Annotated in this window: 18 protein-coding genes; 9 read left to right on the top strand and 9 right to left on the bottom strand. The window is 59.4% G+C overall.

Annotated elements, in window-relative coordinates; genetic code table 11:
- The 5 genes from ABIE49_RS16050 to ABIE49_RS16030 form a co-directional block, all read right to left on the bottom strand.
- Positions 1 to 2,253: a polysaccharide biosynthesis tyrosine autokinase gene (locus ABIE49_RS16050; protein WP_192738229.1), complete on the bottom strand. Its 2,253-nt coding sequence runs from the start codon at positions 2,251 to 2,253 to the stop codon at positions 1 to 3.
- An 8-nt stretch (positions 2,254 to 2,261) separates the two neighbouring features.
- Entirely contained in the window at positions 2,262 to 2,930 is a 669-nt protein-coding gene (locus ABIE49_RS16045) for a hypothetical protein (protein WP_192738228.1), read from the bottom strand.
- 327 nt (positions 2,931 to 3,257) lie between these two features.
- Entirely contained in the window at positions 3,258 to 3,905 is a 648-nt protein-coding gene (locus ABIE49_RS16040; protein WP_192738227.1) for a transglutaminase-like cysteine peptidase, read from the bottom strand.
- Between the two features lie 173 nt (positions 3,906 to 4,078).
- Positions 4,079 to 4,711 (bottom strand): hypothetical protein, encoded by a 633-nt coding sequence (locus tag ABIE49_RS16035; protein ID WP_354066842.1) that lies wholly within the window; start codon positions 4,709 to 4,711, stop codon positions 4,079 to 4,081.
- A 44-nt stretch (positions 4,712 to 4,755) separates the two neighbouring features.
- The gene (locus ABIE49_RS16030) at positions 4,756 to 6,039 is read right to left on the bottom strand and encodes an O-antigen ligase family protein (protein WP_354066841.1); all 1,284 of its coding nucleotides are present in this window, start codon (positions 6,037 to 6,039) and stop codon (positions 4,756 to 4,758) included.
- A gap of 540 nt (positions 6,040 to 6,579) precedes the next feature.
- Here ABIE49_RS16030 and ABIE49_RS16025 point away from each other — a divergent pair.
- The 7 genes from ABIE49_RS16025 (at position 6,580) to ABIE49_RS15995 (ending at position 14,343) form a co-directional block, all read left to right on the top strand.
- Entirely contained in the window at positions 6,580 to 7,770 is a 1,191-nt protein-coding gene (locus tag ABIE49_RS16025; RefSeq protein ID WP_192738225.1) for an acyltransferase family protein, read from the top strand.
- Positions 7,767 to 9,119 (top strand): hypothetical protein, encoded by a 1,353-nt coding sequence (locus ABIE49_RS16020; RefSeq protein ID WP_192738224.1) that lies wholly within the window; start codon positions 7,767 to 7,769, stop codon positions 9,117 to 9,119. Before ABIE49_RS16025 ends, ABIE49_RS16020 begins: the two co-directional genes overlap by 4 nt.
- A gap of 10 nt (positions 9,120 to 9,129) precedes the next feature.
- Entirely contained in the window at positions 9,130 to 10,272 is a 1,143-nt protein-coding gene (locus ABIE49_RS16015; protein ID WP_502915907.1) for an acyltransferase family protein, read from the top strand.
- Complete coding sequence (locus ABIE49_RS16010) at positions 10,269 to 11,309, top strand: acyltransferase family protein (RefSeq protein ID WP_192738222.1); 1,041 nt, start codon at positions 10,269 to 10,271, stop codon at positions 11,307 to 11,309. Before ABIE49_RS16015 ends, ABIE49_RS16010 begins: the two co-directional genes overlap by 4 nt.
- Positions 11,310 to 11,430: 121 nt before the next feature.
- The gene (locus tag ABIE49_RS16005; protein WP_192738221.1) at positions 11,431 to 12,885 is read left to right on the top strand and encodes a lipopolysaccharide biosynthesis protein; all 1,455 of its coding nucleotides are present in this window, start codon (positions 11,431 to 11,433) and stop codon (positions 12,883 to 12,885) included.
- A 12-nt stretch (positions 12,886 to 12,897) separates the two neighbouring features.
- A complete protein-coding gene (locus ABIE49_RS16000) occupies positions 12,898 to 13,467 on the top strand; it encodes a serine O-acetyltransferase (protein WP_354066840.1) in 570 nt (189 codons plus the stop codon).
- Positions 13,468 to 13,608: 141 nt separating this feature from the next.
- Entirely contained in the window at positions 13,609 to 14,343 is a 735-nt protein-coding gene (locus tag ABIE49_RS15995) for a methyltransferase domain-containing protein (RefSeq protein WP_192738220.1), read from the top strand.
- Between the two features lie 120 nt (positions 14,344 to 14,463).
- On the opposite strand, the gene ABIE49_RS15990 is transcribed toward ABIE49_RS15995, so the two are convergent.
- Positions 14,464 to 18,834 (bottom strand): RHS repeat protein, encoded by a 4,371-nt coding sequence (locus ABIE49_RS15990; protein ID WP_192738219.1) that lies wholly within the window; start codon positions 18,832 to 18,834, stop codon positions 14,464 to 14,466.
- A 626-nt stretch (positions 18,835 to 19,460) separates the two neighbouring features.
- Here ABIE49_RS15990 and ABIE49_RS15985 point away from each other — a divergent pair.
- Both ABIE49_RS15985 and ABIE49_RS15980 read left to right on the top strand, forming a co-directional pair.
- Entirely contained in the window at positions 19,461 to 20,591 is a 1,131-nt protein-coding gene (locus ABIE49_RS15985) for a glycoside hydrolase family protein (RefSeq protein WP_192738218.1), read from the top strand.
- A 192-nt stretch (positions 20,592 to 20,783) separates the two neighbouring features.
- The gene (locus tag ABIE49_RS15980) at positions 20,784 to 22,028 is read left to right on the top strand and encodes a glycosyltransferase family 4 protein (RefSeq protein WP_192738217.1); all 1,245 of its coding nucleotides are present in this window, start codon (positions 20,784 to 20,786) and stop codon (positions 22,026 to 22,028) included.
- Between the two features lie 4 nt (positions 22,029 to 22,032).
- Here ABIE49_RS15980 and ABIE49_RS15975 read toward each other — a convergent pair whose 3' ends face one another.
- From ABIE49_RS15975 to ABIE49_RS15965, 3 genes are all read right to left on the bottom strand, one after another.
- Positions 22,033 to 23,448 carry a hypothetical protein gene (locus ABIE49_RS15975; protein ID WP_192738216.1) on the bottom strand — a complete coding sequence of 472 codons (1,416 nt, stop codon included), beginning with the start codon at positions 23,446 to 23,448 and terminating at the stop codon, positions 22,033 to 22,035.
- Between the two features lie 76 nt (positions 23,449 to 23,524).
- Entirely contained in the window at positions 23,525 to 24,736 is a 1,212-nt protein-coding gene (locus tag ABIE49_RS15970; RefSeq protein WP_192738215.1) for a glycosyltransferase family 4 protein, read from the bottom strand.
- A 56-nt stretch (positions 24,737 to 24,792) separates the two neighbouring features.
- Positions 24,793 to 25,989, bottom strand: a complete 1,197-nt coding sequence (locus ABIE49_RS15965) for a glycosyltransferase family 4 protein (protein ID WP_192738214.1) — start codon at positions 25,987 to 25,989, stop codon at positions 24,793 to 24,795.
- Between the last annotated feature and the right edge of the window lie 37 nt (positions 25,990 to 26,026).

The raw sequence follows: 26,026 nt of genomic DNA, 5'->3' as shown, positions 1-26,026 counted from the left end.
TCAGGCGCCTTCGACATAGTAGCTGTTGTAGTGTGAGCCCTTATAGGCCTCGATACGCTTGAGCATCTTGGGGTTTGCCCGGTTTAGAACCGCCCCGAGAAGTTTCTTCTGGATGGCCTCCGAGCTGGCCAGCGATTCCTGCAACGCGCTGCGCGTCGTCCGGCCCCACTCGATGACATAGACCATCGCATCAAGGAGGTGGCTGATCGCCTTGGCATCGGTCACAGGCATTACCGGCGCGAGATCGATGATGATGTAGTCGTAGCTGTCGCGCACCGTCGCCAGCATATCCGTCATCGCCTTAGACGCCATCACGTCAGCCGAATTGACCATGCGCGCAACGACGAAGGACGGAAGGAAATCCAACCCGGTTTCCTTGCTGCGCTTGATGTGCTGACCCAGCGATTGCGGATCCCTGAGCGCTTCCAGCAAGCCGGTCTTGGCGTTCGGTGCCAGTTCGCGCGTCAGCGAGCGGGTGTGCAGGTCGCCATCGATCAGCAGGGTACGGTGACCGGTCAAGGCGATCAGGTGGCCAAAATTGGCGGCAACCGTGGTCTTTCCCTCCTTCGGCAACGAAGAGACGATGCCGATCACGCGGACGTCGCGGGTCAGACGGGCGACGTCGATGGAAACCTTGATGTTCCGCAGGGTTTCGGCGTAGCGCGAAAACGGGTGGTCTACGACATAGTGGGAGAGGGAATCGTCCTTGCCCTTTGCTGCCGAACTGTCGACCGGCAGCAGCAGGCGCGCCTTTTTCCCAACCGGCTTCTGCGGATGTAGATCGGGAAGCACGCCGAGGCATTTCACGCCGAGCTCGTCCTCGACCTCGCTGGGAGACCGCAGAACGTCACTCATCAGCTCCTTCGAGAAGGCCGCGCCGAATCCGAAGCAGAGCCCGCCGACCAGGCCACCGACCAGCGCCAGCAGGGTTTTGGGCGAGCTCTTCTTGTCGGGCTTGACCGCCGTGCCGATGATACGCGCTTCGCTGATCGGGAAGCTCTGGTTTTGCGTCGCGTGTTGAAGTTTCTCGAGGAAATTGTTGTACAGGTTGCGATAGGTATCGGCGGCACTTTCGAGATCACGCAGCCTTACCTGCGCCTGACCGGTGTTGCCGGCCTGGGCGACCAGTCCTTTCATGTTTTCCTCAAGCGAGGCTTCGCGGCTCTTGGCGATGGCGTAATCGCTTCGGTAGGCGTCGGCGATACGGCGGACCTCGTCGGCGATCGCCTTGCGCAGCTCTTCCATGCGGTTGTTGAGATTGATCGATGCCTGATGGGTCTTGCCATAGCGCGCCGACCAATCGGCATACTGGCCCGCCAGATCGAGATATTGGGCGCGAAGCCTGGTGATGACCGAGTTGTTGAGGGCGTCGGTGACGGTCGGCTGAGCCAGATCCTTGTCCGAAATCGCCTCGATCCTGTCGAGACGCGCCTTGGCTTCGGCAGTGGCGGCGCGGGCCTGAATGAGCTGGGTATTGACGTCCGACAGCTGCTGCTCGGTCATCAAGCCGCGGCTGGTGCCGACGATGTTGTTCTCTGTCTTGAAGGTCTGGACGGCGCGGTCGCTCGCGGTAGCCTGTTCGCGCAGTTCGGCGCTGCGCTGTTGCAGCCACTCGCCGGCCCGCTTGGTTGACTGGTATTTCGCCTCGAGCGCGCCAACGATGTAGGCGTCGGCGATCGCATTTGCGATTCGCGCGGCCTTGTCCGCATTCTTGGAACGGTAGTTGAGGGACAGAACATAGGTCGTGAGCACGCGTTCGACCTTGAGGTTTTTTTGCACCGCCTCGACGGCTGCGCGCTCGATCCGCTCCTTGGAGGGCGGCCCGTCGGACCCGAACAGGGAAAGCGTCTTGCCGATAATGATCGCCACTATTCCGGGGTCGGATCCGTTGAACTCAGGGTCCTCCGTCAATCGCAGGCGTCGCACGATCGACTGGATCAGGTCCTCCGAGCCGATGATCTCGACCTGGCTGTCGACAAATCCGGTGTCGATCAGGTTGCTGTTGAGTGCGGTATCCTTGTCGAGCACCTGGGTCTGGCGCGTATCCATCAGGATACGGGCATTCGCCGTATACATTGGCGTCGCCGTCAGCAGGTAGACGACGACGAGCGCCAGTGTGCCGGCGACGATCGAGGCGATCAGCGGCCACTGCCGGCGCACGATATCAACGGCACGCTCGACGCTCAGCGTCGTAGAGCCGATTTCTATGCCGTACTTCTTGAGCGACTGGATCTGGTCTCTGGGTTGATACATCTGCAGGCTCAGTTGTAGCGGGATTGGTTGAGCGGGAGCGGTATCTTGGCAAACGGATCTGATATCTCGGTGTTCCATTCACCGGTCAGCAGACCGGAGCCGGTATTGCCTGGCTTCGCAGCCTCGGTCGGTGCCGCCGCGCCCGACTGTTCGGACTCGGCCGAGTAGCCGATCAAGACCGCGCGGTCTCCGAGTTTGCGCACGAAATCATTGATCTTCCGAGACGCTTCAGGCTTGGTCGTGAGACAGCGTGACTCCGCTCGGAAAAGACCTGAGCCGATTGCCACGCGATCCTTGTCCGATGACTGGTTCACCAGCTTTTCCACGGCAGGCAGCAGTGACGGATCGGTGATCAGGTATCCGCTAAGCCGTCCCGCCAGTTTTTCCTTGTCGTTACGCAGCTGTTGCAACAGCGATCCGGGCGAGGCGCTGAAGGCCTGCAGGGCCAGCGGGGGGACGCGCTCAGCCAGCGCGGCGCATTGCGCATGGCATGGTGCCGCGATCACCAGCAGCAGCGCGATGCCTGCCAGTCGCTTAAACCCAGCCACGAGAGTCTGTCGTCGAATCAAGGACATACCGTTCATTCGTGTACCGCTGGCTGGTGGGGGAAAATACGGTTTAATCGCCGGTTCAGTGATTAATCGCCGGTTCAGGCGTTTAATCACATCTGCAGGCATTTAATCACCTGTTCAAGGCAATGATGGCAAAGAACTGTGTCATCTTTTTGTGCAGTGCAAAAGAGCGTCCCCATGACTTTGGGGAACTAGCAAATTCCGGACCAGCGAAATGCGCTGTCCGTCCGGCAGCCGATAACGGCCTTCATCCAGAAGCGGGCCTGGGCGGCCGCCGATGCCTCAGGACGGCAGGATTTTCGAGGTATTAATAAGAATATAATCAATAAAGCGCGGGTGCGAAACGAACTGCAGCCCGCCCGTGGCTTGGAGCCATCGATGGCGGGCGCAGGCTCACGGGAGGGCAACCAGCCGTGAGCTATCAATAAATATTCACTGAAGCTGCGGCCTAACGGACGCAAGCCGGTTCGCCTGGAGGCGCTGGCCGTGGCTGCCGACGGCAGCCCAAAACCGCGGATTGGCGCTCGACTGCATCGAAATCCACGTATAGCCCATGGCATTCCAGGGACGGACGTCGCGCGATAAATTATCGAGAACGACGTCGCCGTCGGTAAGCCGCGCGACCAGTACAAGATGCCCCTGACCGCTGTCGGTCAGGACGACCGCAAGGCGCAGGGCGCTCTGCGGCCAACCCATCGCTATCAATTGGTGCCGCTTGGTGACTGCGTAGTCGTTACAGTCGCCCGCGGCGGGGGAGACCGTCCAGCGCGCGGTCATCGGATCCGTGGACTTGCGCAGCGGCGATATCGCTTCGTTAACCGAAATGTTGACGTCGCGCAGCATTTCCATCGCGCGGTCGGCGGCCGGCAACGCCTGCACGCCGGCTTCCGCATCGCATTCCGCGCGGTAGTTCAGGCAGAACTTCACGAACTGGAGCGGCGCGAGCGTGTTGTCGAATTCCTCGATGAAGGCCGTCCTGTTGGTCCGCGACACGTCGGTCGAGGCGTCGGTTTCGGCCCTGGCGGCGCCACCGGCAAATGCGATTGCGGTCGCCAGCATCGGTGCAAATAGCAGTTTCATGTCGTCCCCCGTCATTCTTTTTCTTGACGCAGGTACGGTGTCTCACGGAGTTGTTGGGTTTAGGTTCCGCCGATAGATAAAATTGAATCTAACCGCCGATGAGGTTATCTGCCTGATCGATATTGGTTAATTCGCGATCAATCGAGGCGTTTCACCAAGTCGTTCCACGGGCCTCAATTGGTCGGACTGACCGGCGTCAGAACGGACGGCGTTCCGGCCGCTGCTGTCGTGAAAAGCGTCGTTGTACTGGTGCTCGCGCTAGCGCCGCCGCCGAAAGTTGTGCTGCTGTTGCTCGAAACGGCGCCCGGCGACGGCGTCGATGTGGTGCCCTGTCCACCGCCGGCGGTAGTGTCGCCGTTCGGATCTGCTCCGGTGATCGCCTCGGTCGGAATATCCCCCGTAATGCTCACGAAGGCTTGAATCAGCGGCGGATTTTCGGCCTTCAGGACCACTTCCTGGATTTGCTGGGCAAAGGCCGGCTGCGTCAGCACGCACACGGCGGCAGCGGTGCCGAGACCGGCGCCGATCGCACGGCTTTGATCCGCGGAACTGGCCTTGGAAAGCGATGCGATGCCCTCGAGCGTCTCGGGCCGGGTCATTAGCATGTCGCGGATTTGCGAGGCGAGGCCGCCCTGACCGTCCTTGAACTGGCTCAGGAGCGCTTCAGGGTTCTCCAGAAAGGATGTCGCGCGCTCTGCCGACACCAGCGAGGAGTTCGGGACGCATCCGCCGCCGGCCGGTGCCGCGGCAACCGGGGCCGTTCCGCCGGCCACCAGCATCACGAGACAAAAACCCACCAAACGCATTGTCATTGCCCAACCGCAATTAAAAACAGCCGATTTAAATTAAATCATAATTCACTCGCCACAGCTCCGCCACCGTTTTTTCGCAATGATGACGGCACGCACTGCGCCAGCGCGGCCCCGGTGATCGCGGCGAAGAAAACACCGTAACCGGCTATCTGCAGGGAAAAATCGATGCTGCTGTGAAGTAGCCCCAGCGCGGCGACGCTGGCTCCGATAATGGGGATGTAGCGATCGCGCCGCCGCAGCAGGCTGCCCCGGAACAATTGGTAAACGTACCAGAGCACGGTCGCCACGATCGGGGTGGTCGCTGGCAAGCCAATTTCGACCGCGAGTTGCAGCGGCGTGCTGTGGGCGCGGTCCCAAATCCCGAGGCTGCCTAACTCGGCGGGCCGGTAGGCGGCAAAAGCCGCCTCGAAATTGCCCAATCCGACGCCGAACAGCGGATGGTCGCTGACAATTGCGATCGCGGCCCGGTAGGCCGCCAGCCGCTGATCGTCGATCAGGCCATAGGTGAGAATCCGCCCTGCCACCGCGCCGCCGATCAGCTGAAGAACCAGGACGGCAACGACCGTGGCTCCCGCCAGCAACGCCCATCGTCGAAAAGTGCCGAGCTCAAGCGGCCACAGATAGAGCGTGCCGGCCAGCAGAAACGCGCAGATCGACAGCAGCAGCCCTGCGCGCGATCCCGTCATCGCCGTCGCCAGCGTGCAGACGGCAAATCCGACAGCGAGAGCCGCTGGTGTGGCGAGATAGTGCCCGAGCAACGCGAGCGGCCGATCTGACGGCGGGGCAGCGCGCCGGTCTGCGCGATGCAGCGAGCGCAACAGGGGCACCAGGAAGAGCAAGGCGCAACTGCCCCAGAATGTCGCGGCGGTGTTGCGATTGACGAACGTGCCGGTGGCGAAGCCGAGATAGGCCTCCTTTCGCCTGAATAACAACGTATCCGGGTCGGCAAGCTGCGCCAGGATTCCGTAGCAAGCGTAGAGAAACCCCGCCCACGCCAATATCCGGAGAAGCCGTTGAGCCGCTGGCGCATCGGCCGCAAGAAGAAAGGCGCGGACGAACGCGAGCGACACCAGCAGCGGGGAGCCAAATGCGAGCCACGGACCGGCTGCGGTCATCGAAATGCGAGCAGGGACATCGGCGCCGAGAAGATCAAGCGGAAGCTTCCAGACGGGATTCGTCCGTCCCACCAGCGGACCGGGCCATGTTTGCAGCGTGACGATGGCGCCGATCAGCACCATCGTCATGAACAGCGGCAGCAACAGGCGAAAATCCGCGCTGCCGATGGCTTCCAGATCCGCCGTCAACAGACTGAGCGCGAGCAAGACGATCCAGATCCAGATCCAGACGAAATCCGCCGATCCAAGCGGAAATGGCGCCAGGACGAAAACAGCTATCGCGACAAGATTGGACGCTCCGCCCAGAATTTTCCTGATTGATCCCTTATGCGACGGCAGGTGCCAAACCCCATTCCCGAACTGACTGGAACCTGGGCGCGGTAAACGGCGGCGGCCTACCGGGCTTGTCCAAGGTTCCCGAATTTATCGATCTGCCTTCCAAAGAGCCAGCGATGCGAGGCTTCCCGACGGTCTAAAAAGCGCTGCCTTCGCGGCTGCATCCATGCCGATACAGGCCGATTGAAAATGCGCTGCTTGTTCGGAGGCGTATTTATTCCGGGTCTGTCACGCGAGACGATTAAACGGGCATGACGATTAAAAATGCGGCCGCTTTTTGGCGAGAGCATTTATTTGCGGATCAGCCATGCGGCGCCGAGTTTTCTTTGCTGGTTTTTTAATGTTCGGGTTGAACGGAAACCGGAAGAGAGGCACTATGCTGCATCGCAACAATTCGGACATAATTCGATCGTGACGGGCCATCGCTCCAAAGAACATTATGTCCCGCTCGACAGCGTTCGCGGCATCGCCGCGCTGTGCGTCGTGGTCCATCATTTTGTTATTTCTCAACCGCTTGCCGCGGTCCTGCCGAACAGGGCCTGGATCGATTTCGCGTTTTTCCATAACGCCTGGCTGTTCGTTGATCTGTTCTTCGTTCTGAGCGGCATCGTGATTTCGATGAGTTACGTGCAAGGCGGCTTCGGTACTTTCGCGTTTCGCGAGTACATCGTGCGCCGGCTCGCCCGCATCTATCCGCTCCACGTCGTTACGTTGCTCGCGTTCCTCTCGTTTCGAATGATGAAGCTCGGCCTTGTGGGCACCGGCCTCATTCATTTCGCGCCGCCCGAGATGGCGGTCAACAACGGCTATTCGTTCTTTTTAAATGTGTTCCTGCTGCACGCGATCGGATTCGTTGATTATTTGAGCTGGAACGGGCCAAGCTGGAGCATCAGCGCCGAATTCTATACCTATCTCGTGTTCGGCGGCGTCGTGGTCCTGGCGCAAAAATTCCGCGACGTTCGCATTATCTATGTGTTGTCGCTGTTTCTGTCGGTAGCCAGCTGGGCCTTCATCCTGCTGGTTCTCCGACAATATGCGCTGGACTTTCACACCTATGGCATCGCGCGCTGCATACTGAGTTTCTTCCTCGGGGTGCTGACTCTCAGAGCGGTGGCGTCGGTGCCTTCCGTCGTGCGCCCGTTCGTGCAGTCGGTGTGGCAGATCGGGGCCGCGATCGCAGCCATCGCCATTGTCTGCGTGGTCGGAATACAGCCGATGCTGAGCTTTCTCGCGCCGGTCATATTCGCCGTCCTGCTCGGGTCGCTGATGGCGTTCCCGGGACGCAGGCTGCCCAACCTGCTGTCGGTCAAGCCACTGGTGTGGCTCGGCAGGCGATCCTATTCGATCTACATGGTGCACGCGCTCGTGCTCGTATTGATCGAGTATTTTTCGCGCGGTGTTGGCGCACGGATCTTCCCGATGATTGATCAGTTCGGTGCGGGAATAGCTGCAACGCTACTGCTGTCGGGTTACGTCGTGGCCGTTCTGGCGCTGTCGAACCTGACCTATGCGAATATCGAGATCCCCGGTTCGAAAGCCATCGTCGGACTCCTGACCCGCAGGCCTCGCGTTGTCGCGACGGCCGAAGGAGGGGGGCAATGACGAACCGGTCGTCGTCGTCATCCCTCGCTGCACCGGATTTCAAAGCTCCGGAGCCATTGCCTCTGAACCAATTGCCGGAGATCGGCATCTGGAACGTCGAGGCGATTGCGCTGCTTCTCTATTTCTATCGCGACGCCTTTGCCGGCGCCCTGCGCTACTATCTCAGTCTCACCAAGCTGGACGTGCTGTGGTTTCTGCCGGACATCTTTGCGTTGATGTGCATTCTGGCCTTTATCCAGCGCTACATCATCAAGGGCAAAAGCCTGATCGCCGTCCTCACGCTGCTGTACATCGCGTTCGCGTTGTACGTCGGATTTGTCTTTCTGGGCTACTTCGCCGGCATGGCGTCGTCGTTCAAGATGATCGCGCCGGTGTTCGTGGGGTTCTGCTTTTGCAGGCGTGATTTCAGCCAGTACAAGCAGCTTCTTGCCCTGATCCACCCGATCTTCTTCATTACCATTATCGGCATCTTCCTTTCATCGCGCGTGCAGTTTCCGTGGGTTGGTTTTGCTTACGAAACGCTGGGAGCAACGCGCCAGGCGACCAGACTTTGGTGGGCCGCGTCGGAAGCGCGACTGGCGGGGTTCGCCGCCGACAGCACCATGGCGGCGTTTTTCGTGTTCATTACCTTCGTTTTTACGTCGGCTCGCAAGAGTATGCTGTGGATCTGCATCTGGGCGCCGGTGGGCCTCTACGCCATCAAGCTCACGACCAGCAAGACCACGCTGGGCGTGATGATAATGTACCTGGTGTGCCTGGCTATCATTCGAATGCTTCCGGAGCGCGAGAGATTTCCCATGCTGCGCCGGATGGCGATGCTCTCCTTTGCATCGATCCTGGTTCCCGTCGTGTTGATGGTCTTCTTCGCGGGCGACGGCCTCACCAGCATCTCCCGGGGATTCTTCAGCCTTCAGGATCGCGTCAATAACAGCTGGCAGCTGCCGTTTGTGTATATGCAAGAGCTGATGCCCGTGGGATTCGTTACCGGTTGCGGGCTCGGCTGTTTCAACTATCCGCAGCAGCTGTTTTCGAACAAGCTCAGCTACTATGTGCCGGTCGATAATTTCTATATCGGCACGTATCTGATGTTCGGCCCGATCTTCGTCCTGTTCATGGTTTTCGCGATCGCCGCGGTCTCGAAGACCAAGGACATCTACAAACTGTCCGGCACGATCGCAATGAACCTCTTTACCATCACGGTGCTGGCCTATGGACCCGCCAGCGGGTTGATCATGATTGGTGCCGCGTTTAGCCAGATGTTCGCCAAGCGACGCTCGCTCGATCAGGATCTGGCGAGTTCTGCACCGATAGCGCCTGGCATCGATGGCCTGGCATCGCGGCCGGCATGATGAAAGACTCGTGGCACTCACCGGCGCTGATAGTGCCTTTTTCGCACGCGCCGGCGCCTGCTTCAGCCCTGCCTCCTTCCCAGTGCGGGAGGAAGCAGAGGTGAACGCTCCAAAGCAGGGTTTCCTCCCGGCCGTCCAGGGACTGCGCGGCATCGCAGCGCTAAGTGTCCTGATCGTGCATCTCTACGATATGCCGCTGCTGGCGGGTTTCATGGCGCCGATCTGGCCGTGGCTGGGATCGACGATCAATATGGGCGGACATGGCGTCGAACTGTTCTTCATGATCAGCGGCTTCCTGATTCCGGCCAGCCTGGTGCGCCACCGCAGCGTTGCCAAGTTCTTCTATGATCGCTGTCTTCGCATTCTTCCCGTCTTCGTCATCCTGCACCTGACGCTGTTCACCATCGGCCCGATCGTCGGGTACAAATTCTTCAAGGGGATTGATGTTGGAACATACGTCCAGTTGTTCTTCGTCAACCTTGCGTTCTTGCCCGATGCCCTGGGGCTTCCGATCGGCCAGCAGAACGCCTGGACGCTGAGCTATGAGTGGGCGTTCTACATTCTGTTCGCCGCGGTTTTCGTAGCGGTGGCTCGGCGGAGAAACTGGAAGCTGGCGCTGCCGCTGATAGCGCTGGCTCTGGCGGGCATATGGTTTCGGCCGATTGCCGCGTATTTCCTGGTTGGGCTGCTGTTCAGCGCCGTGGATATGCCGATCCGGCTGCGGGGGTGGACCGGGTTGCTCGCCGGTGCGGTATGCGGCATCGCGATGTATCTATCGATCGAGTATCTGCACCCGTTTGCCGGCCTCGTACCCGGCCTTCTGCTGTTCGGAATGGTGTTGGCGCAAAACTCCGGCATCGCGGCGGCGTTGAGCGCCCCATCGCTGCAGTATCTCGGCAAGATCAGCTACAGCCTTTATCTGGTGCATCCCTTCGCCCTGTTCCCATTGCAGATGATCGGAGCGAATCTTGCCGGACGCGGCGTGGATCTGTGGCTGCTCTCTGCTGCCTTTGCGGTTCTGGGCTTCGTTCTGTCACTTATCGCCGGAGGGATAAGTTACGAACTCTTCGAGGTGCGTCTTCGCCGTTTTCTGGACGCGGCGTTTCGACGTCGGCTGTTTCGGACGCCCGATGGAGCGGGGCATCTGGCATGACGGAGCTGGCCTCAAAACGCAGTCTGGACACCTTGCAGCTGGGACGCGCCTTCGCGGCGCTCGCCGTGGTGGGTCATCACACGACCAGGACGTTGGCCCAGCCCAAGTACCTCGGTGAGAACGTATTCCCGATCTTCAACGCCGGAGATTCCGGCGTCATGTATTTCTTTGTCTTGAGCGGCTTTGTCATTTTCCTGGCGCATGCGAATGACTTTGGCGATCGCGACAACGCCCTCCGTTTCGTCTGGCGTCGCGTCCAAAGAATATATCCGGCGCTTTGGGTCGCCCTGATCTGTGTCGTTCCTCTCGTGCTTCTCATGAAGGCGGATCTGAGCTTTTATGACCTATTCTCGTCCTTCCTGTTGTTGCCGATAGAGCACGAGCCGATTATCGACGTGGTCTGGACGCTGCGCCACGAGGTGATCTTCTACGCCATCTTTGCGGTTGCGATCTGGAACCCCAGGATCGGCTGGATCGCGGGGGCGGTCTGGCTGGCGTTGTCTTTCGTGCAACCCGTATTGTTCCCGGTCTATCCGCTCGCATTTGTCTTCCATCCCGCTCATGTGCTCTTTGGCCTGGGGATTCTGGCGTACTGGCTGTTCGATCGCCGGGACATCGTATCTCCGAAGCTCTGCTTGACGCTTGGGATCGTCCTTTTCGGCGGCACATGGATAGCCGTTGCCTACGGTGCCTTCTTGAAGAACGCGATCTCGACCTGGTGCTACGGCGTCGGCGCGATGTTGATGATCTTGGGCGGGGTCGTACTCGAGACGAAGGCGGCGCTGCGATTACCGCGTGTTCTCATATTCCTGGGCGAGGCGTCCTATTCGATCTACCTCGTTCACTTTCCGGCGCTTTCGGGGTTCGCCAAAGTCGCGACCAAGCTGAAAGCGCTGGGTATTCCGAACGAATTGCTGTTCGTGATGGTTGCAACGGGGGGCGTGGCGGTAGGCGTGGTATTCTACCTGCTGGTCGAGAGGCCATTACTGACGTTTTTCAGAACGATCGGTCGTGTACCCAAGAGGGTCGAGGCATGATGTCGGCTTCCGGACCTCCATCCCCGACGATCACGACCTCGTTCGCCAGACGTGGAGCGGACCTTTGCTTGTGCCGGCGCGTTTTCCGTGCCGGCTGCATGAACAACCTACGGATGACTTCATGATCCTGAAAAATCTGCTCTCGATGTCCGGCGTGAACATCGTGAAATCGGTCGTCCAGTTTCTGATGACGCTGCTGATGACCTATTTCGTTACCCCGGCCGAATTCGGTCTGGTCGCCTTCTCGCTGCCGTTTGTCGCCTTCATAGCCCTTCTCACCGATCTTGGCTTGTCGAGCGCGATGATACAGCGAGGCTCGCTCTCGCGTGAGGAAACCGGAGCGGCCGTGACCATGATGCTGGCGATCGGCATCGGCTGCGCGGTGGTGCTGGCGGTTGTAGCGGGACCGCTGGCCGGGGCCGTGAAGATGGATGGCCTGTCGGGCGTGCTGACCGCGTTGTCCGTCTCCGTCGTCCTTTCCATAGCGGCGCTAGGACCGCGCGCGGTGCTCGAGCGCGCGTTGCGCTATCAGACCGTGGCGATGGTAGAGACGGGCGCGTCAATCACCGCCGCGTCCGTGGGCGTCCTCGGAGCCGTTCTGGGCTGGGGGATCTGGGCGCTGATTTCATACTACGTCCTGATGCAGATCATTCGGGCGATCGCGTTCTACGCGATTACGCGGCATCAGATCAGGCTCAACTTCCGATGGCGTGGTGTTGGTTCGATGCTTTCCTTCGGGAGCTGGATACTGGCTTCGAACATTCTCAATTTCGCCGCGCGCAACATCGGCAATCTGCTGATCGGTGCGAAGCTGGGAGCGGCCGCGGTAGGGCTCTTTGGCCTGGCCTTTCAGTTCATGATCTTTCCGTTGATGATCCTTTCGTGGCCGGGCGGCGGTGTCTTGATGGCGACGCTGAGCCGCATGTCCGGTAACGGGCGGCGCGCAGAGCAGAACGCGGCGATCTGCGCAATGCTGAGTGTGACGGCGATGATTACCTTCCCGGCGATGATCTATCTGACGTTTGGGCTCTACTACCCGGTGACGACATTCCTTTCGCCGCATTGGCAGGACGTATTGCCGCTGGTTAGCGCGCTTGCGCCAGCGGGGGCTGCGCAATCCATTGCTGCCTATGCCGGTCCGATTCTGCTCGCACGCGGCAAAGCCCGTCTGCAGTTCTGGATCAGCAGCGCCAACAGCATCGCCATGATCCTGTCTTTCGTGGTGGCGCTGCCGTTCGGTCTTAAGGCCGTTGCTATCGTGTATCTTGTCACGGCGATTATCGTGTGCACCTTTATGCTGGTGGTTGGCAGCCGAAATACCGGGCTGCCTTTCATGTCGATCGTCAAATCCCTGCTTCCAGCGACCATCGCGACCCTGGCCGGGACCGTCGTGGCTCTCGCGGCGACGTCGGCCGATGTGACAAGCATGAAGCATTGGCTGCTTGCAACCAGTCTGTATCTGGTGGTCGTGCTGTCCTGTTACGTCGCATTCAGGCATCAGATTCGCGGCAGCGTGCGATCGTTGCTCGGTCGATCAATTGAAGCACAGCCGTTGGACGTTCCCTCGGCGACGTGAGAGATCCTTGATATGAACGCACATGTTGAAACAGATAAGATGGTGAGGCGCGAGCCTCCCCAGGCTACGTGGCGGGCAGATTTACTGGCGAACACCGGGAACTCCGGGATCGTTGCTGCCGCGGTTGCCTTGATAACCGATCCCGGCTTTACGGTGATCACCTGGTGGCGTGTTGCCAAATGGCTGCGCTTCAACACGCGTTGGGGGCACGGTATCGCCTGGCTGATCGTGCGTTCCCTGGCGCGACGCGGCTGCTATATCTCGTTGCTCGCGGAAATCGGCCCGGGACTCAAACTTCCACACCCGACCGGGGTTGTGATTGGGGAAGGCTCGCATGTCGGGAGTGCGGTTATGCTTTATCATAACGTGACACTCGGTCGACGTGCCTGGAACCAGCCGGGCTGCCCGCGCATTGGAGACGGTGTCGTCATCTATGCCGGTGCTGTCATCATAGGACCCATCAAGATTGGTGAAGGTGCAACGGTAGCTGCAAACTCGGTCGTCAATCGGGATGTTTTGCCGAAAGCGGTCGTCGCGGGAATTCCGGCCAAGTCGATGCGTTCCGCATCGTCTTCTTCCTAGAGGTAATGCGGTGGCTAGCAACGATACGCCGCCGCTCGGGTCAAGAGATCATTTTCGGTTTCGTCGACGGCCTTGTTAAAATCGCAGTTGTGGCGTTGATCGACGATCGTTCACTGGGGGTTAGTCGACGAGGAGATCAGCATGTCGTCAATCATGACGGACTTTACGGGTATTTTTCCATACCTTGCAGGCACGAAGTTCAACGAGAATATGGCCGTGACTTACGGCGGCAAGACGGGTGTCAGGTACCGAAGTGACGTGTTGATCGACATGTGCCGCGGCAAGCGGGTTCTTCATGTCGGATGCTGCGACCACGTTCCTCTCATCAAGAGGAAGATCGATCACCGGGATTGGCTCCACGGCCTGATCACGGAGTGCTCCGAGTATACGGTCGGTGTCGATATCGATGCGGACGCGGTGCGGGAGGCGAGTCGAATCTCCGGGCTGGACAACATGGTGTCCGGCGATGTGACGTCCGGCCAGAAGATTGACCAGATCTCCGGCCGGAAGTTCGATATTGCCCTGTTCGGTGAAGTCGTCGAGCACATCCCGAATCCGGTGTCCTTTCTCGGCCGATTTAGAGAGAACTATGGTGACGTCGTCGAGAAAATCGTGATTACCGTGCCGAATGCGTTCAGGGGCGGGAACATCAAGGGAATCCTGAACAACACCGAAACGATCAATTCCGACCATCGCTTCTTCTTTACGCCTTACACGATTGCAAAGGTTGCCCTGGATGCCGGGTTTTCTCCGGAGGAAATCCAGATGGCGACGTTCAAGCGGGCCGGCATGATGAAGACGATGCTGCTGCGGCGTTTGCCTCTGCTGGCCGAGGACATCATCTTCACCGGCTCGGTGACGCCCGGCCGGGCGTAACCCGGCCCGGTTATCTGCCTCGAGTTCCAAAGCCCCCGTCGGTCGGGGCTCGTCCGCTCAATCCGCCGCGACCCTGCTTTGTGAAAACCGATGCGCTCGCGTGAGAGCGCATCGCCCGCCTCAGACGAACAGGAAGTTGCTGTGATCGAGGTTGGTCGCGTAAACGTTCTTCAGCGTGATCGAATCAGTGGCTGACAGGTGGATCAGCGTGTCGGCTCCTGATTGCGTAAACTGAAGGTGGCTGTAATCGGCCACCAGCGACGCTGCGATCTTGATCGTGTCATGATTGGCCGCAGCGCCGGCCTGGAAGCTGTTGATTTGGTCATTGCCATGGTCGAAGACGATTGTCGTCGATCCCGGGGCGGCTGAAAACAGGTCGTTTCCGTTTCCGCCCTGTATCGATTGACCGGCGCTGACGGCCGTGACGGTGTGGGTGCCGTTGCTGTTCTGAAGGTCGATCTGCAGGAGAGTGCCGCCCGCGGTGTAGCTTTCGTGCTGGGTCGCGCCGGGGTTGCCGCTGACGGCATATTTGTAGACGTCCTTGGTGCCGTCGGCGTTGTTGAGGATATGCTGGGTTTTGGATCCGGCGCTGTCGTACAGATCGGTCACCTTGCTGCCGTCGGAATTGATGACCTGCTTGTAATCCAGCGAGCCGTCGGCGTGCAGGCGGGTGTCAGAGGTGATCTTGCCCGCAGCGTCGATATGCTGGATCTGGGTCGTGTAGGTCTGGCCGGTGATGTTGTAGTAATAGTTGTCATCGCTGCCGTCGGCGTTGCTGACATACATCTTCATCTTGACGCCGGACGAGTACAACGTGTTCGAGGACGAGCCATCCGTGTTCTGGACGTAATCGCTGGCCAGGTTTCCGGCCGAGTCGAACAGCTTGCTTTCCTTGAAGCCGTCCGCGTTGGCGACGTAGATCGAGGCGATGACGCCGCCCGAATAGTTCGTGGTGGTGATGTCACCCCCGGCCGTCTTGACGACGTCCTGAACCAGCGCACCTGTCGATGCGTTGTAGCTGTCCGTCACGATGGACCCATCCGGATGATGTGTGATCTCGGTGAGCTTGTGCCCGGTGCTGTCGTAGAGGTCCGTGACCTTGGTGCCGTCGCCGCTGATGATCTGGCGATATTCGAGCGTGCCGTCGGCGTGCCAGCGGTTGTCCGCCGTCATTTTGCCGGCGGCATCGTAGTGCTGGGCCCGGGTGGTATAGGCCTGGCCGGTGATGTTGTAATAGGTATTGTCGTTGCTGCCGTCGGCGTTGGTGACATACATCTTGGTCTTGACACCCGCGGAGAACAGCGTGTTCGAAGACGAGCCATCGTTGTTCTGGATCAGGTCGCTGGCGAGCCGGCCGGCGCTGTCGTAAATCTTCGTTTCCTTCGAGCCATTGGCATTGACGATAAAAACCGAGGACAGCTCCGTCCCGTTATAGTTTGAGGTCGTTACGTTGCCGGCAGCGGTCTTCACGACCTCCTGGATCAGGTTGCCCGACGTGTCGTACTTCTCGGTCTTGGTGGCGGCCGAGTTCCAGCGGATCACGGTGGTCTTGTGACCGGTCGAATCATACAGCGCGGTCACCTTGCTGCTGGCGTCGCTGCTGACGTCCTGGTGGTAGTCGAGCGAGCCATCGGCATGCCAACGGGTTTCCGCGGTCATGACGCCCTTCGAGTCGTAGTGCTGGGTCCGGGTGGTATAGCTCTGACCGGTGATATTGTAGTAGGTGTTGTCGTCGCTGCCGTCGGCGTTGCTGACATACACCTTGGTCTTGACGCCGGCCGAGTACAGCGTGTTCGAGGACGAGCCATCCTTGTTCTGCACCAGATCGCTGGAGAGGCGGCCTGCGCTGTCGTAAAGCTTCGCTTCCTTCGAGCCGTTGGCATTGGCGATATAGACCGAGGACAGCACCGACCCGTTATAGTTGGAGGTCGTGACGTTGCCGGTCGCGGTCTGCACGATCTCCTGGACCAGGTTGCCGGACGAATTGTATTTGTCGATGGTGGTGGCGGTCGGAGTCCAGCTGGTCACGGTGGTCTTGTGGCCGGCGGCGTCATACAGCGTCGTCACCTTGCTGTTGCCGTCGCTGCTGATCACCTTGGTGTAGTCGAGCGTTCCGTCGGCGTGCCAGCGGGTGTCAGCGGTCAATACGCCCTTTGAATCGTAGTGCTGTTTCTGGGTGGTATAGGACTGGCCGGTGATGTTGTAATAGGTGTTGTCCTGGCTGCCGTCGGCGTTGGTGACGTACATCTTGGTCTTGACGTTGGCCGAATACAGCGTGTTCGAGGACGAGCCATCGGTTTTCTGGATCAGATCGCTGGTGAGGCGACCGGCGCTGTCGTAGATCTTCGCTTCCTTCGTGCCGTTGGAACTGGCGATATAGACCGAAGACAGCACCGCCCCCTTGTAGTTGGAGGTCGTTACATCGCCGGTGACCGTGCGTACGACCTCCTGCACCAGATTGCCGGACAAGTCGTACTTGCCGGTCGTGGTGGCTGAGGAGTTCCAGGCGATGACCGTGGTCTTGTGGCCGGTGGCGTCATACAGCGTCGTCAACTTGCTGGCGCCGTCGCCCGTGATTGTCTGGGTGTAGGCGAGCGAGCCGTCGGCGTGCCAGCGGCTATCCGAGGTCAATTGTCCGGTCGGGCTGTAGTGCTGGGTCTGGGTGGTATAGTTCTGGCCGGTGACATTGTAATAGGTGTTGTCATGGCTGCGGTCGGCGTTGGTGACGTACATCTTGGTCTTGACGCCGGCCGAATACAGCGTGTTCGAGGATGAACCATCCGTGTTCTGCACCAGGTCGGCGGTGAGCTTGCCGTAGACCGGATCGAACGTCTTGGTTTCCCTGGAACCGGTCGCCGCATCGACGCTGACCTGCTGCGTGGCCACGCCCGCGGTATAGAGGGTGCTATCGGTCGATCCGTCCGCAAATACCGACGATTTGCTGGTAATGAACCCGCCGGTGAAGTTGGACGTGGTGGTGGACTGCAGGTTTGCGGAGGAGTCGAAGAGCTTGGTTACGCTCCAGGCACTGGTGGAGGTCGTAACCGAAAACGAATAGCCGCCCTGGATGGCTGAAAGCGCATTGCCGTAATGCGAGATCATGTACTTCATCGTCGATTCGGACGCGACCGGAAGCACGTGGGTATCGGTCAGGGTAATCGTCTGGAGCGATTCGTTGGTGTTCAAGTCCGACAATTGCAGCGCGATTTGCGCGGCCGTCCCGCTGACATCGGTCGGCAGCGGCTCTGGCGCAGGCGACGCCGGCGCGTCGATCTCGATGATCAAGGGGTGATCGCTGAGCGGGACGGTGATCTGGCTGACGTCGGTATAGGTCGCGATCGGGGTCGAGCCGCTCAGCGGATCGTAGACGCTGACCGAATGGTGCACGCCTCCGAGATTGACGGTGACGGGTTGAGATGGGTTGGAGATTTCCGTGTCGGTGGCGTCGTCCCAGACCTTCGGCTCGGCCCAGATCACGAGTTCATAGGCACCGTTGCTCTTGCCGAGGACCATGCTGTTGCCCGTATCGGGCATGTTGCTGAGTGAGTAGCCCAGCTGCGCGGTTGGTTGGTGGCCACCGGTTCCATCGTCGCTCAGGATGGTCGTCAAGTTGTGGACCGCGGTAGCGGCCAGCTTCGGCGAACCGTCGCTCTTGAACAAGCCGAAATTCATCTCCGGATCGTTGCTGACGCCGCTCGCGCCGGCGTCGAGCAGTTGATAGAGATACGTCGTGCCAACGCCGCCCTTGAAGGCGTCGACCAGGGTGTTGAGGATCGACTTGGCCTGCACGTTTTCGCTGGCGCCGATGTAGGGGGTATCGCTCTGGGTCGTATAGCCGGTCTCGGTGATGACGGCCGGGTTGCCGGACGATACGGACTTGGCGTTGGCCAGCAATAGCTGGAGCGCCGCGTGGGGCGTCGAACTCGTGCTGACATAGGCGTGCGAGTTCGCAAAGTCGGAAGCGCCCGACAGGTCGCCCAGCTTGGCGTAGTCGGCCAGGTCATTGTAACCCAGCGAGAGATTGTAGACGGCGATGTTGGCGAGAGCGGCATTGCCGTTCACGGCGGCAAAATAGGCTGCCTGGAACTGGGCCGCGGCTTCGATGGTGGAACTGCCGTTGTAGCTGAATGCCTGAAGATTGGCCTCGTTCAGACCCTCCAGCGCAATAACGCTGCCCGCATGAGCTGTGCTGAACTGTTCCACCGAGGCCAGGTACTTCTGTAGCGCGGCGCTGCCGCCGGCGGGTACGCCGGAAGGAACAACCAGATCGAATTTATATCCGTCCGCCGCCAATCCATTCAGGACAGGTTGCGCGTCCGGAATGTTGGTAAGCCCGTCGCGCAGTTTTGTGACACCGAGATACTCGAGGCTGTCCTGCAGCAAAGCGAGATTGTCGTACGAGCCCCAGGAATACCCCACATGCGTGTTGACGCCGATGGAACCAACGAAGGAACTTGCGGAGAGGACGGTCTGGTCAGCGGATGTGGTCATCTATTGCCCGGCTGTTGGAAGGGGAGATTTGTGCGAGATTTAGCCGCCAGTTTTCTTTTTTGAGTATTTGATTTGGATAAAAGTCGAACCAACAAGGGGATTTTTCATTGCTAAGGATTTCCCGACGGTTTGCGCGACGTCTGAAATGGGAACCAGAATCGGCAAGCTTCGATCGTGGCAGCGTGGTCTGTTCTCATGATGACGGACTGAAGGCGGCGACTGCCTTGCGTTGCCTACTTGGAATGCTTGGCTGCTTGCCAAGCAGGCAATCATGCACGTCGTGAGCGGTCGAGATCGAAATAATACGGGTTTATCCGCGACGGTTAATCGGAGGTTGGTTTTTCACGTCGCATCCGGCGGATAGCGAATTTGCCGCGGATGTTCCTCACGGCGCTGAAAGGGCATGGTTTTGGCGCGTTGTGGTCAAACGATCGGATTAAATGGGTCGTTTAATGCCAGCTGCCGGTCGCATTTGTATTCGGTTCCCGGACTGGACCCGACTTTTGCGGCGCGCTAAAGCAAAACGCCTTACCGCGGCAAATTGCAGCAACGGCACGCGTGGATCGGGTTTCGCATGGTCCTTGCTTTTGTCTCGAAAAGCCAAGGCGTCACAGAAGGTGATTATGATGAGCGTTGTGAGGGCGACTGGGCTTGAGCAGACGGCCGCAGCGAGCACCGCGCGGAAACTGGGCCTTTCGCTGCTTGTCCTGATTGCGGCCGCGATCAGTGCGTTGCCCGCTGACGCCCTGGAGTGGGGCACCAACGGGCCATCCGCCATCAGAGCGAATTTAGGGCCCGCCTTTAAGGTCATGAAAGAGCGCGGCCTGACGCAATTCAGGATAGGTGTGAATCTGACCAAGGACACCGAACCGACCGAAGCCCCGATGTTGCGGCGTGCGATCGCACAGGCCAAAGCCCACGGAATAACGCTGCACCCCGTGTTCGGCTTTGCCTTCCGGTGGGGCGATCGCACGGATGCGGGCAATTATCCGAAGGGCGACCGTGACGCGCTGTATCGCCAGGGGTTCAACCGGACCTACGATTTCGTCAACCAGTTCAAGCACGACATCAAGGACTGGGAACTGGAGAACGAGATAAACCTCATTGCGCACGGTCCGGACGGCAAGAGATTGTTCGGCAGCGGCGGCACGGCGGAAGAGTTTGAAAAGCCGATCATGGAGGATTGGGCGGCCGTCTTGCGCGGGGCTTCAGACGCGATCGACAAGATCAACAAGGAAAACGGACTTCATTTGCGCAAGGTCCTGAATACGACATCGACGATGTTCGGTTTCCTGGACTTCATGGCCGCGCGTGGGGTCGGGTTCGATGTGATTTCCTACCACTATTACGAGGTGCTGGGAGAGAACCCCAACAGAGCCTGGAATGGCCGCAATCCGCGCTTCAACCTGTTCAAGAAACTGGCCACCTATCGGAGGCCCGTCATATTCAATGAGATCAATTGCGGCGAGATCTACAAACCGGACTATGGCAACAAGCCCGGCGACCATATGACGGAGCGTTGCCTGAAGAGCCTGAACGACACGCTCACCGCGCTCCGGGACCAAAAGGACGTCGTCGTCGAGAGCATCAGCATCTATGAGCTGCTCGATGAACCTGCCAAGGCTGCCCCTGAAAACCGGTTCGGTCTGATGTACGATCTCAAGACGCCGAAAATCGCGATGTACCTCGTTTCCCGCTTTGCGGGGGCCCCTCTCTCGCCGGAAGAGGCCGCCGAACTGGAAAAAAGAGGGCTTTGAGGGGGAGGCCGGCCGGCGTATACCGCCAATCCCGGGCCTTTAATTCGCGAGGCATTTAATTTGCTATGCGTTCGGCCCGCATCTTGCACCCATAAAATGCAGGCATACGAGGGAGATCCGTCATCGATAAGGACGGATTTCCAAGCTAGAACCCGCCTTATGTTTCACGAGATCGAGTAGAGAGATAAATCGATGACCGAGGTCGCTTCCGGCAGCGCCAATGTCCTGTTTCTGGTTGAAGTGGTGAATTGCAACGACGGCATTGCTTCGTATTGCGAGACGCTTGCGACCGGCCTGCAAGGTCGTGGCGTGCAGATCTATCTGGTTTCCGGCGAAGTGCGCTCGGACGAGAAGTCTGAATACAAGCGCAAGAAGCTGACCGCGGCCGTCAGGGAGTGGCATGAGATCCCCGGACTGAGCAAGCTGCCGTCGCCAGCGATATTCTTTCGGCTGCTGAAGCTGATCCGGGAACGCAAGATTACGGTCATCAACGTCCACGGTCTCGGCATGCTGTTGTGGGGCAAGTTGCTGTCTCTCCTGACGGGAGCGCGCTGCGTTGCGACCTATCACCCGTCCGTTCTGGGCAATATCGAAAATGCCCAGAACGCGCCGAAGTCAAAGTTCAGCCTGAAGCAGATACTGTTCTTCAACGCCTTCTTTCCCCACAAGCTGATCCTGATGTCTGAAGAATCGCGCGAGCACCTGAGCCGATATCTTTTGCTTCGCAAGGGTGGAATTGCAAAGGTCTATGGCGGCGTTGACACCGATCATTTTTGTCCGCCTTCGGCTGCTGACCGGCAGCAAGCTCGGGAAAAATTCGGTCTGGCAGAAGGCGACTTCATGTGTCTGCTCGCGGCCCGTCTCGCATGGGTCAAGGGACATGACCTGCTGATCAAGGCGGCGCGAAAGCTGCGCGACCGCGGCGATCCCCCGTCGCTCGATTTGAAGTGCTTCTTTGTCGGGAGCGGCGGCGCCGACCGCGAAAAGGAGATCAAATCGTTCGCCTATGCGGGCGATGAAAAGGATAATCAGACGTTTAAATTTCTGGGTTTCATGGGCGACGTTCGCGAGGCGCTATGGGCCGCCGACGTGTTTGTGCTTCCCAGCCGGTTTGAAGGGTTTCCATTGGGCGTTGCCGAAGCGATGGCGACCGGGCTGGTCCCGGTCCGGACGCCGGCCGGCGGCGCCTCGGATCAGATCATCAACGGACAAACCGGTTTTGTCGTTCCGTTCGAAGACGTGGATGCCCTGGCGGAGGCGATCGAAAAGCTGGCCGATCCCGCCCGGCGGCAGGCGATGGCACGAAACTGCATCGCACGAGCCCAGCAGTATTTCGGTGTCGGTCCGATGGTCGATCAAACGCTGCAGATCTACGGATTGGCTCCGGCGCTGCCGCAACGAGCCGGGAAAGGCCGGGAAGACTACGCTCTGACGTGATGGATCAAACTTTGTCCGGATGTTGGTCCGCGCGTCTGGCCGACAGAAACTCGCCCTGCCAGGCGACAAGCGCGACGGCCAAGGCTGCGATGACAATCTTACCGGCCAGCCAGAGCATGGGTTCGGAGGGAACTGCCGCGAAAGCTCCAATCAGGATGGCTGCAACAAGCGATGCGCCTAGCAGGAGCCATCTCGGGACCACTCCGAAACGAAGGATCGGACCACTGCCGCACAGTATGACGATTGCCGTTGCAACGGCGGCGCTCGCGACCTGAGCGGCTATCGACAGGCTCAGCAGCGCTGCAATCATCGAAACAACCGACACCAACGCCAGTTGGCAGGCAGCCACCACCACGAGCCTGGTTGCGGATTTTCTCAAGTGCGGGATCACAGCAAGCGTGGCCTGGAGATGGGTATGAAGAAAGTAAAACACGGCGGCTGCCGGCGCCACCGCCATGAAACTCGTCAGGAGATCGGCCGGAACAAAAAGCCGGCTGGCATCCGGCAGAAAGCCGATCAGGCCGCCCAACATGACTGTGGTCGCGCATAGAATGAAGTCGAGCAACCGGGACGTCGCCCGCCGCGCCTCTTCGTCCGTGCCGCGCTCGAATTGGATCACCACGTCAGGATAACTCACCGTGTGTATCGCGGCCACGAGAACCGAGAATGGCCGCTGCAGCAAATCGATCGCCATCAAAAAGGCGGCGGTCGTTGTGGCGGCTGCCGCTCCCAAACTGCTGACAACGATGAAGCGGATCATCACCGGAACGGAAAGATGGATCACCGAGGCGCCGGCGGCCAGCATTCCGTAGCGGGAGAAATCCATCCAGTCCGTCAACATGATACGATAGGGTACCCTTCGCAGCGGCGTGCGATGCGCGAACAGGCCGGCGACCAGGGATGTCGCATGCCCGCATACGATGCCAAGGAGAGTGGATTCGGCCGTACCATAGATGCTCGCGCCGGCAACGGCGCCGACAAGCAGGAGGCTGGCTCGCAGGATCAGGAGGAAGGCCGCCGTACCAAGCCGATCCGATACGCGGATCGCCATGAAATACATGTCGGTAAGTCCCTGCAGAACCGCGATTGCCAGCCCAAGCGCGACGACGCGGGGCGCGAGAGTGCCGATCAGTGAGGCGGCACTACCGACTGAAACCAGCACCACGGCGCTCAATAATCCCGCGGCGAACAACGAGGACCGCAATCTTGCGGCGTCGTCACCCTCCGCCGCCGCGAGAAAGCGAACGCCGGCAAGTTGCAGCCATTCGAACATGAATACGCACAACAGCTGGCTTGACGCCAAAGCGAGCGAAAACGACGTATAGCTGGCGGGCGGCAGGAGATGGCTGATGGCGAAAATGAGCGCGATGGCGGCCGCACTCTGGAAGACATAGCCGCCGAACGCGAGGAGGCGGATCATTTCAGACCGGCGCGAGTTGGCGGCCGGCCCGGGTATCGGGCAGGGGCGTAGCTCTCAGCCGCTATGGCCGGGACCATCATGATCTGGCCATTCCCCGCGATTGCCTGACGTGCTCGAATGCATCGCGATATCTGGCAACGACGTCGACGAAAGTCCATTTGTTGAGTCCGGCTCTTAACCGTTGGCTGATATCGGAAATCTGCCGCGGGGATTCAATGATCTGCAACAGGCTCCTGGTCAGAGACCCGGGGTCAGGCGCCGTCAGCCATCCCGTAACATCCTGTTCGATCACTTCCTGTATTCCGCCGAAGCGGGTCCCGAGCAGCGGTTTTCCGGCCGCCTGCGCGTCGGCCACCACCAGCGGGCTTGGATCCTCCCAGACTGACGGAACCACCACGACATCGACCTGTTCATAGAATTCCCTGGGCGCGACAAAACCCAGGAAATCAATTCGGGCGTTGGGCGCCAGCGATTTGATATGCGCGCGCTGGCTTTCCGTTGCATGGCCGGCGACGACAAGCCGCATCAGGTGAGATGGAATTGCCGCAATCGCCTGGACGAGGTTGTAGATGCCCTTCTCCTGCGTCAACCTTCCGATAAATCCAAAGGTAACCACTCCGTCGGGACCTTCCGGGGCCTTGTCACCGACATCGGCGGTCGAAGCATTGCGAATGACGGTGCGCAGTGGCGTATCGGCAAACAGCCCGAACTGGGTATGGATATCAAGGATACGTTGGCTCACGCCTACGACTGCGTCGAGATGCTTTGTCGTGCTGCGTCGGCTGACCGTCAAAATCTTGCAACTGACGCAGGTGTGAGCGCACGCGCTTCCGTTCGAAAAGCGAGAGCACCGCGGGCAGGTCAGGTAATAGTCGTGAAGGGTATGAAGGATCGGGATGCCCAGGTCCGAAGCAGTTTTCCATACCCCCGCCGTCAATCCCGAAAGGTTATTGGAATGCAGGATATCGGGCTTGAAGGCCCGTATACGTTCGGCAACCAGTTGCGAGGTCTGCTGCCAGTCTTCCACCGCATGCCAGACTGCCCGAACCGGCGCGCTATGATGTTTGCTGAACGGGAAATACACATTCCTTACCGGCGCCGAATAGACGTCGATGCCGTTGCAGGTTTCCACGGCTTGGTTGGGAGCGGACGCGGCGCGGATCACTTCCACGCTGTCACCCTTGTCCACCAGGCTTTCGGCAAGTCGGCGCACGAATATTTCCGCGCCGCCCACGACCTTTGGAGCCTGCGGCGTTGGATAGATGGATGACGTAATAAGAACTCTCATTGAAGGAGTCTCGTCTCCAAGAACAATAAAAAATAGATGCTTGAAACTATTCCCGGTCAGGGAGCTTTCGAATTGCCGGCTGAATAAACCTCCATATATTGCCGCGTGACCGAATCCGGCGAAAATTTATCTGCAAAGTCTGATTGTAGCGGCTGCGCCATTTTCCATCTCGTTGTGTCGTTGACCGCCTTCACCATGAGTTCGGCCAACTGACGAAAATTGTTCGGCTCGTAGGAGCCCACCATATTTGAAAATCCCGAAATCTCCGGAATCCCTCCTGCCGTCGAGCAAATGGTTGCGCGGCCGGCATTAATGCTTTCGATCAGCGTCCGCGGCAGCGGTTCCGGCCAGACCGAGCTGACGAGGCAGACGTCGATGCTGGCGTAGAAATTCGCAGCTTTCGTAAAGCCAAGCCATTCGATGCGATCGTTCTTCTGGCCGGCCTTCAGGCCGCCTACGTACTGCTCGAGCCCCTTTCCGGCAATCTTCAGCCTCCAACCTGCGTCAGGCAGCAGTTCGGCCGCCTTCAGGACGACCTCGATACCCTTTTCGGCTTCGATCCGTCCAATGAAGCCGAACACCAGATCGCCGGTAGCGGGCGGCGAAACCGGGGCCGCCTCGCTGACGTCGGCAATATTGAAGATGACCTTGCCCGGGATGTTGGCGAAATAGCCAAGTTTCTGGTGCTGATCCAGCACAAATTGGCTGTTCGAAACGACGGCGTCGACCATACGCGAAGCAATCAGGGAAGGGGCGGTCATGGTCGCGCAGGCCGGGCACCGGCGGGCACATGTCTGTCCGTTGCGGAACAGGGTCGACCTTTTGCAGATCAGGGAATAGTCGCGCAGCGTGTGGACGACCCGCAGCTTGCGGCGCTTGGCTTCCGACCACAACGATACCGAAAATCCCGTGAGATTGTTGGTGTGCAAAACGTCGGGCGCCTCAGCATCGAGAACGGCGCCGAAGCGCTTGGCCGCCTCGCGATTCCAGGTGTCACGCAAATGCCATTTAAGTCGTCGCAGCCGCGACGGTTTTCGATCCTGGTCGAATGGCCAGTAGTCGTTGTCGATCTGCAACCTGTATACGCGAACACCCCTGATCTCGCTGATCGAGGTTTCCGCCGCCTTGTGAAGGCAAATCACGGAAACCTGGTGACCCCTGAGGGCCAGTGCTTCCGCCAGCAGAGAAACGGAAACTTCAGCGCCTCCCATGATTTCCGGTGGGTAAAGGCTGTTTACGAGAAGTATCTTCAACTATCGCCTCATCGGTGTCGATCGATTGCCGCCGGTG

The organism is Bradyrhizobium sp. OAE829 (genome assembly GCF_040546575.1).
Taxonomy (GTDB): domain Bacteria; phylum Pseudomonadota; class Alphaproteobacteria; order Rhizobiales; family Xanthobacteraceae; genus Bradyrhizobium.
Note: the sequence above shows the minus strand (reverse complement) of the source record. Positions and strands in the feature narration are given on the sequence as shown.

Excerpts from the sequence above, each read along its gene's own strand:
- ABIE49_RS16050 (WP_192738229.1), bottom strand. The coding sequence starts at position 2,253 with ATGTATCAACCCAGAGACCAGATCCAGTCGCTCAAGAAGTACGGCATA.
- ABIE49_RS16000 (WP_354066840.1), top strand. The coding sequence starts at position 12,898 with ATGAACGCACATGTTGAAACAGATAAGATGGTGAGGCGCGAGCCTCCC.
- ABIE49_RS16005 (WP_192738221.1), top strand. The coding sequence starts at position 11,431 with ATGATCCTGAAAAATCTGCTCTCGATGTCCGGCGTGAACATCGTGAAA.
- ABIE49_RS16020 (WP_192738224.1), top strand. The coding sequence starts at position 7,767 with ATGACGAACCGGTCGTCGTCGTCATCCCTCGCTGCACCGGATTTCAAA.
- ABIE49_RS15990 (WP_192738219.1), bottom strand. The coding sequence starts at position 18,834 with ATGACCACATCCGCTGACCAGACCGTCCTCTCCGCAAGTTCCTTCGTT.
- ABIE49_RS16045 (WP_192738228.1), bottom strand. The coding sequence starts at position 2,930 with ATGCCTGCAGATGTGATTAAACGCCTGAACCGGCGATTAATCACTGAA.
- ABIE49_RS16010 (WP_192738222.1), top strand. The coding sequence starts at position 10,269 with ATGACGGAGCTGGCCTCAAAACGCAGTCTGGACACCTTGCAGCTGGGA.
- ABIE49_RS15995 (WP_192738220.1), top strand. The coding sequence starts at position 13,609 with ATGTCGTCAATCATGACGGACTTTACGGGTATTTTTCCATACCTTGCA.
- ABIE49_RS15985 (WP_192738218.1), top strand. The coding sequence starts at position 19,461 with ATGAGCGTTGTGAGGGCGACTGGGCTTGAGCAGACGGCCGCAGCGAGC.
- ABIE49_RS16040 (WP_192738227.1), bottom strand. The coding sequence starts at position 3,905 with ATGAAACTGCTATTTGCACCGATGCTGGCGACCGCAATCGCATTTGCC.
- ABIE49_RS15970 (WP_192738215.1), bottom strand. The coding sequence starts at position 24,736 with ATGAGAGTTCTTATTACGTCATCCATCTATCCAACGCCGCAGGCTCCA.
- ABIE49_RS15980 (WP_192738217.1), top strand. The coding sequence starts at position 20,784 with ATGACCGAGGTCGCTTCCGGCAGCGCCAATGTCCTGTTTCTGGTTGAA.
- ABIE49_RS16035 (WP_354066842.1), bottom strand. The coding sequence starts at position 4,711 with ATGCGTTTGGTGGGTTTTTGTCTCGTGATGCTGGTGGCCGGCGGAACG.
- ABIE49_RS15975 (WP_192738216.1), bottom strand. The coding sequence starts at position 23,448 with ATGATCCGCCTCCTCGCGTTCGGCGGCTATGTCTTCCAGAGTGCGGCC.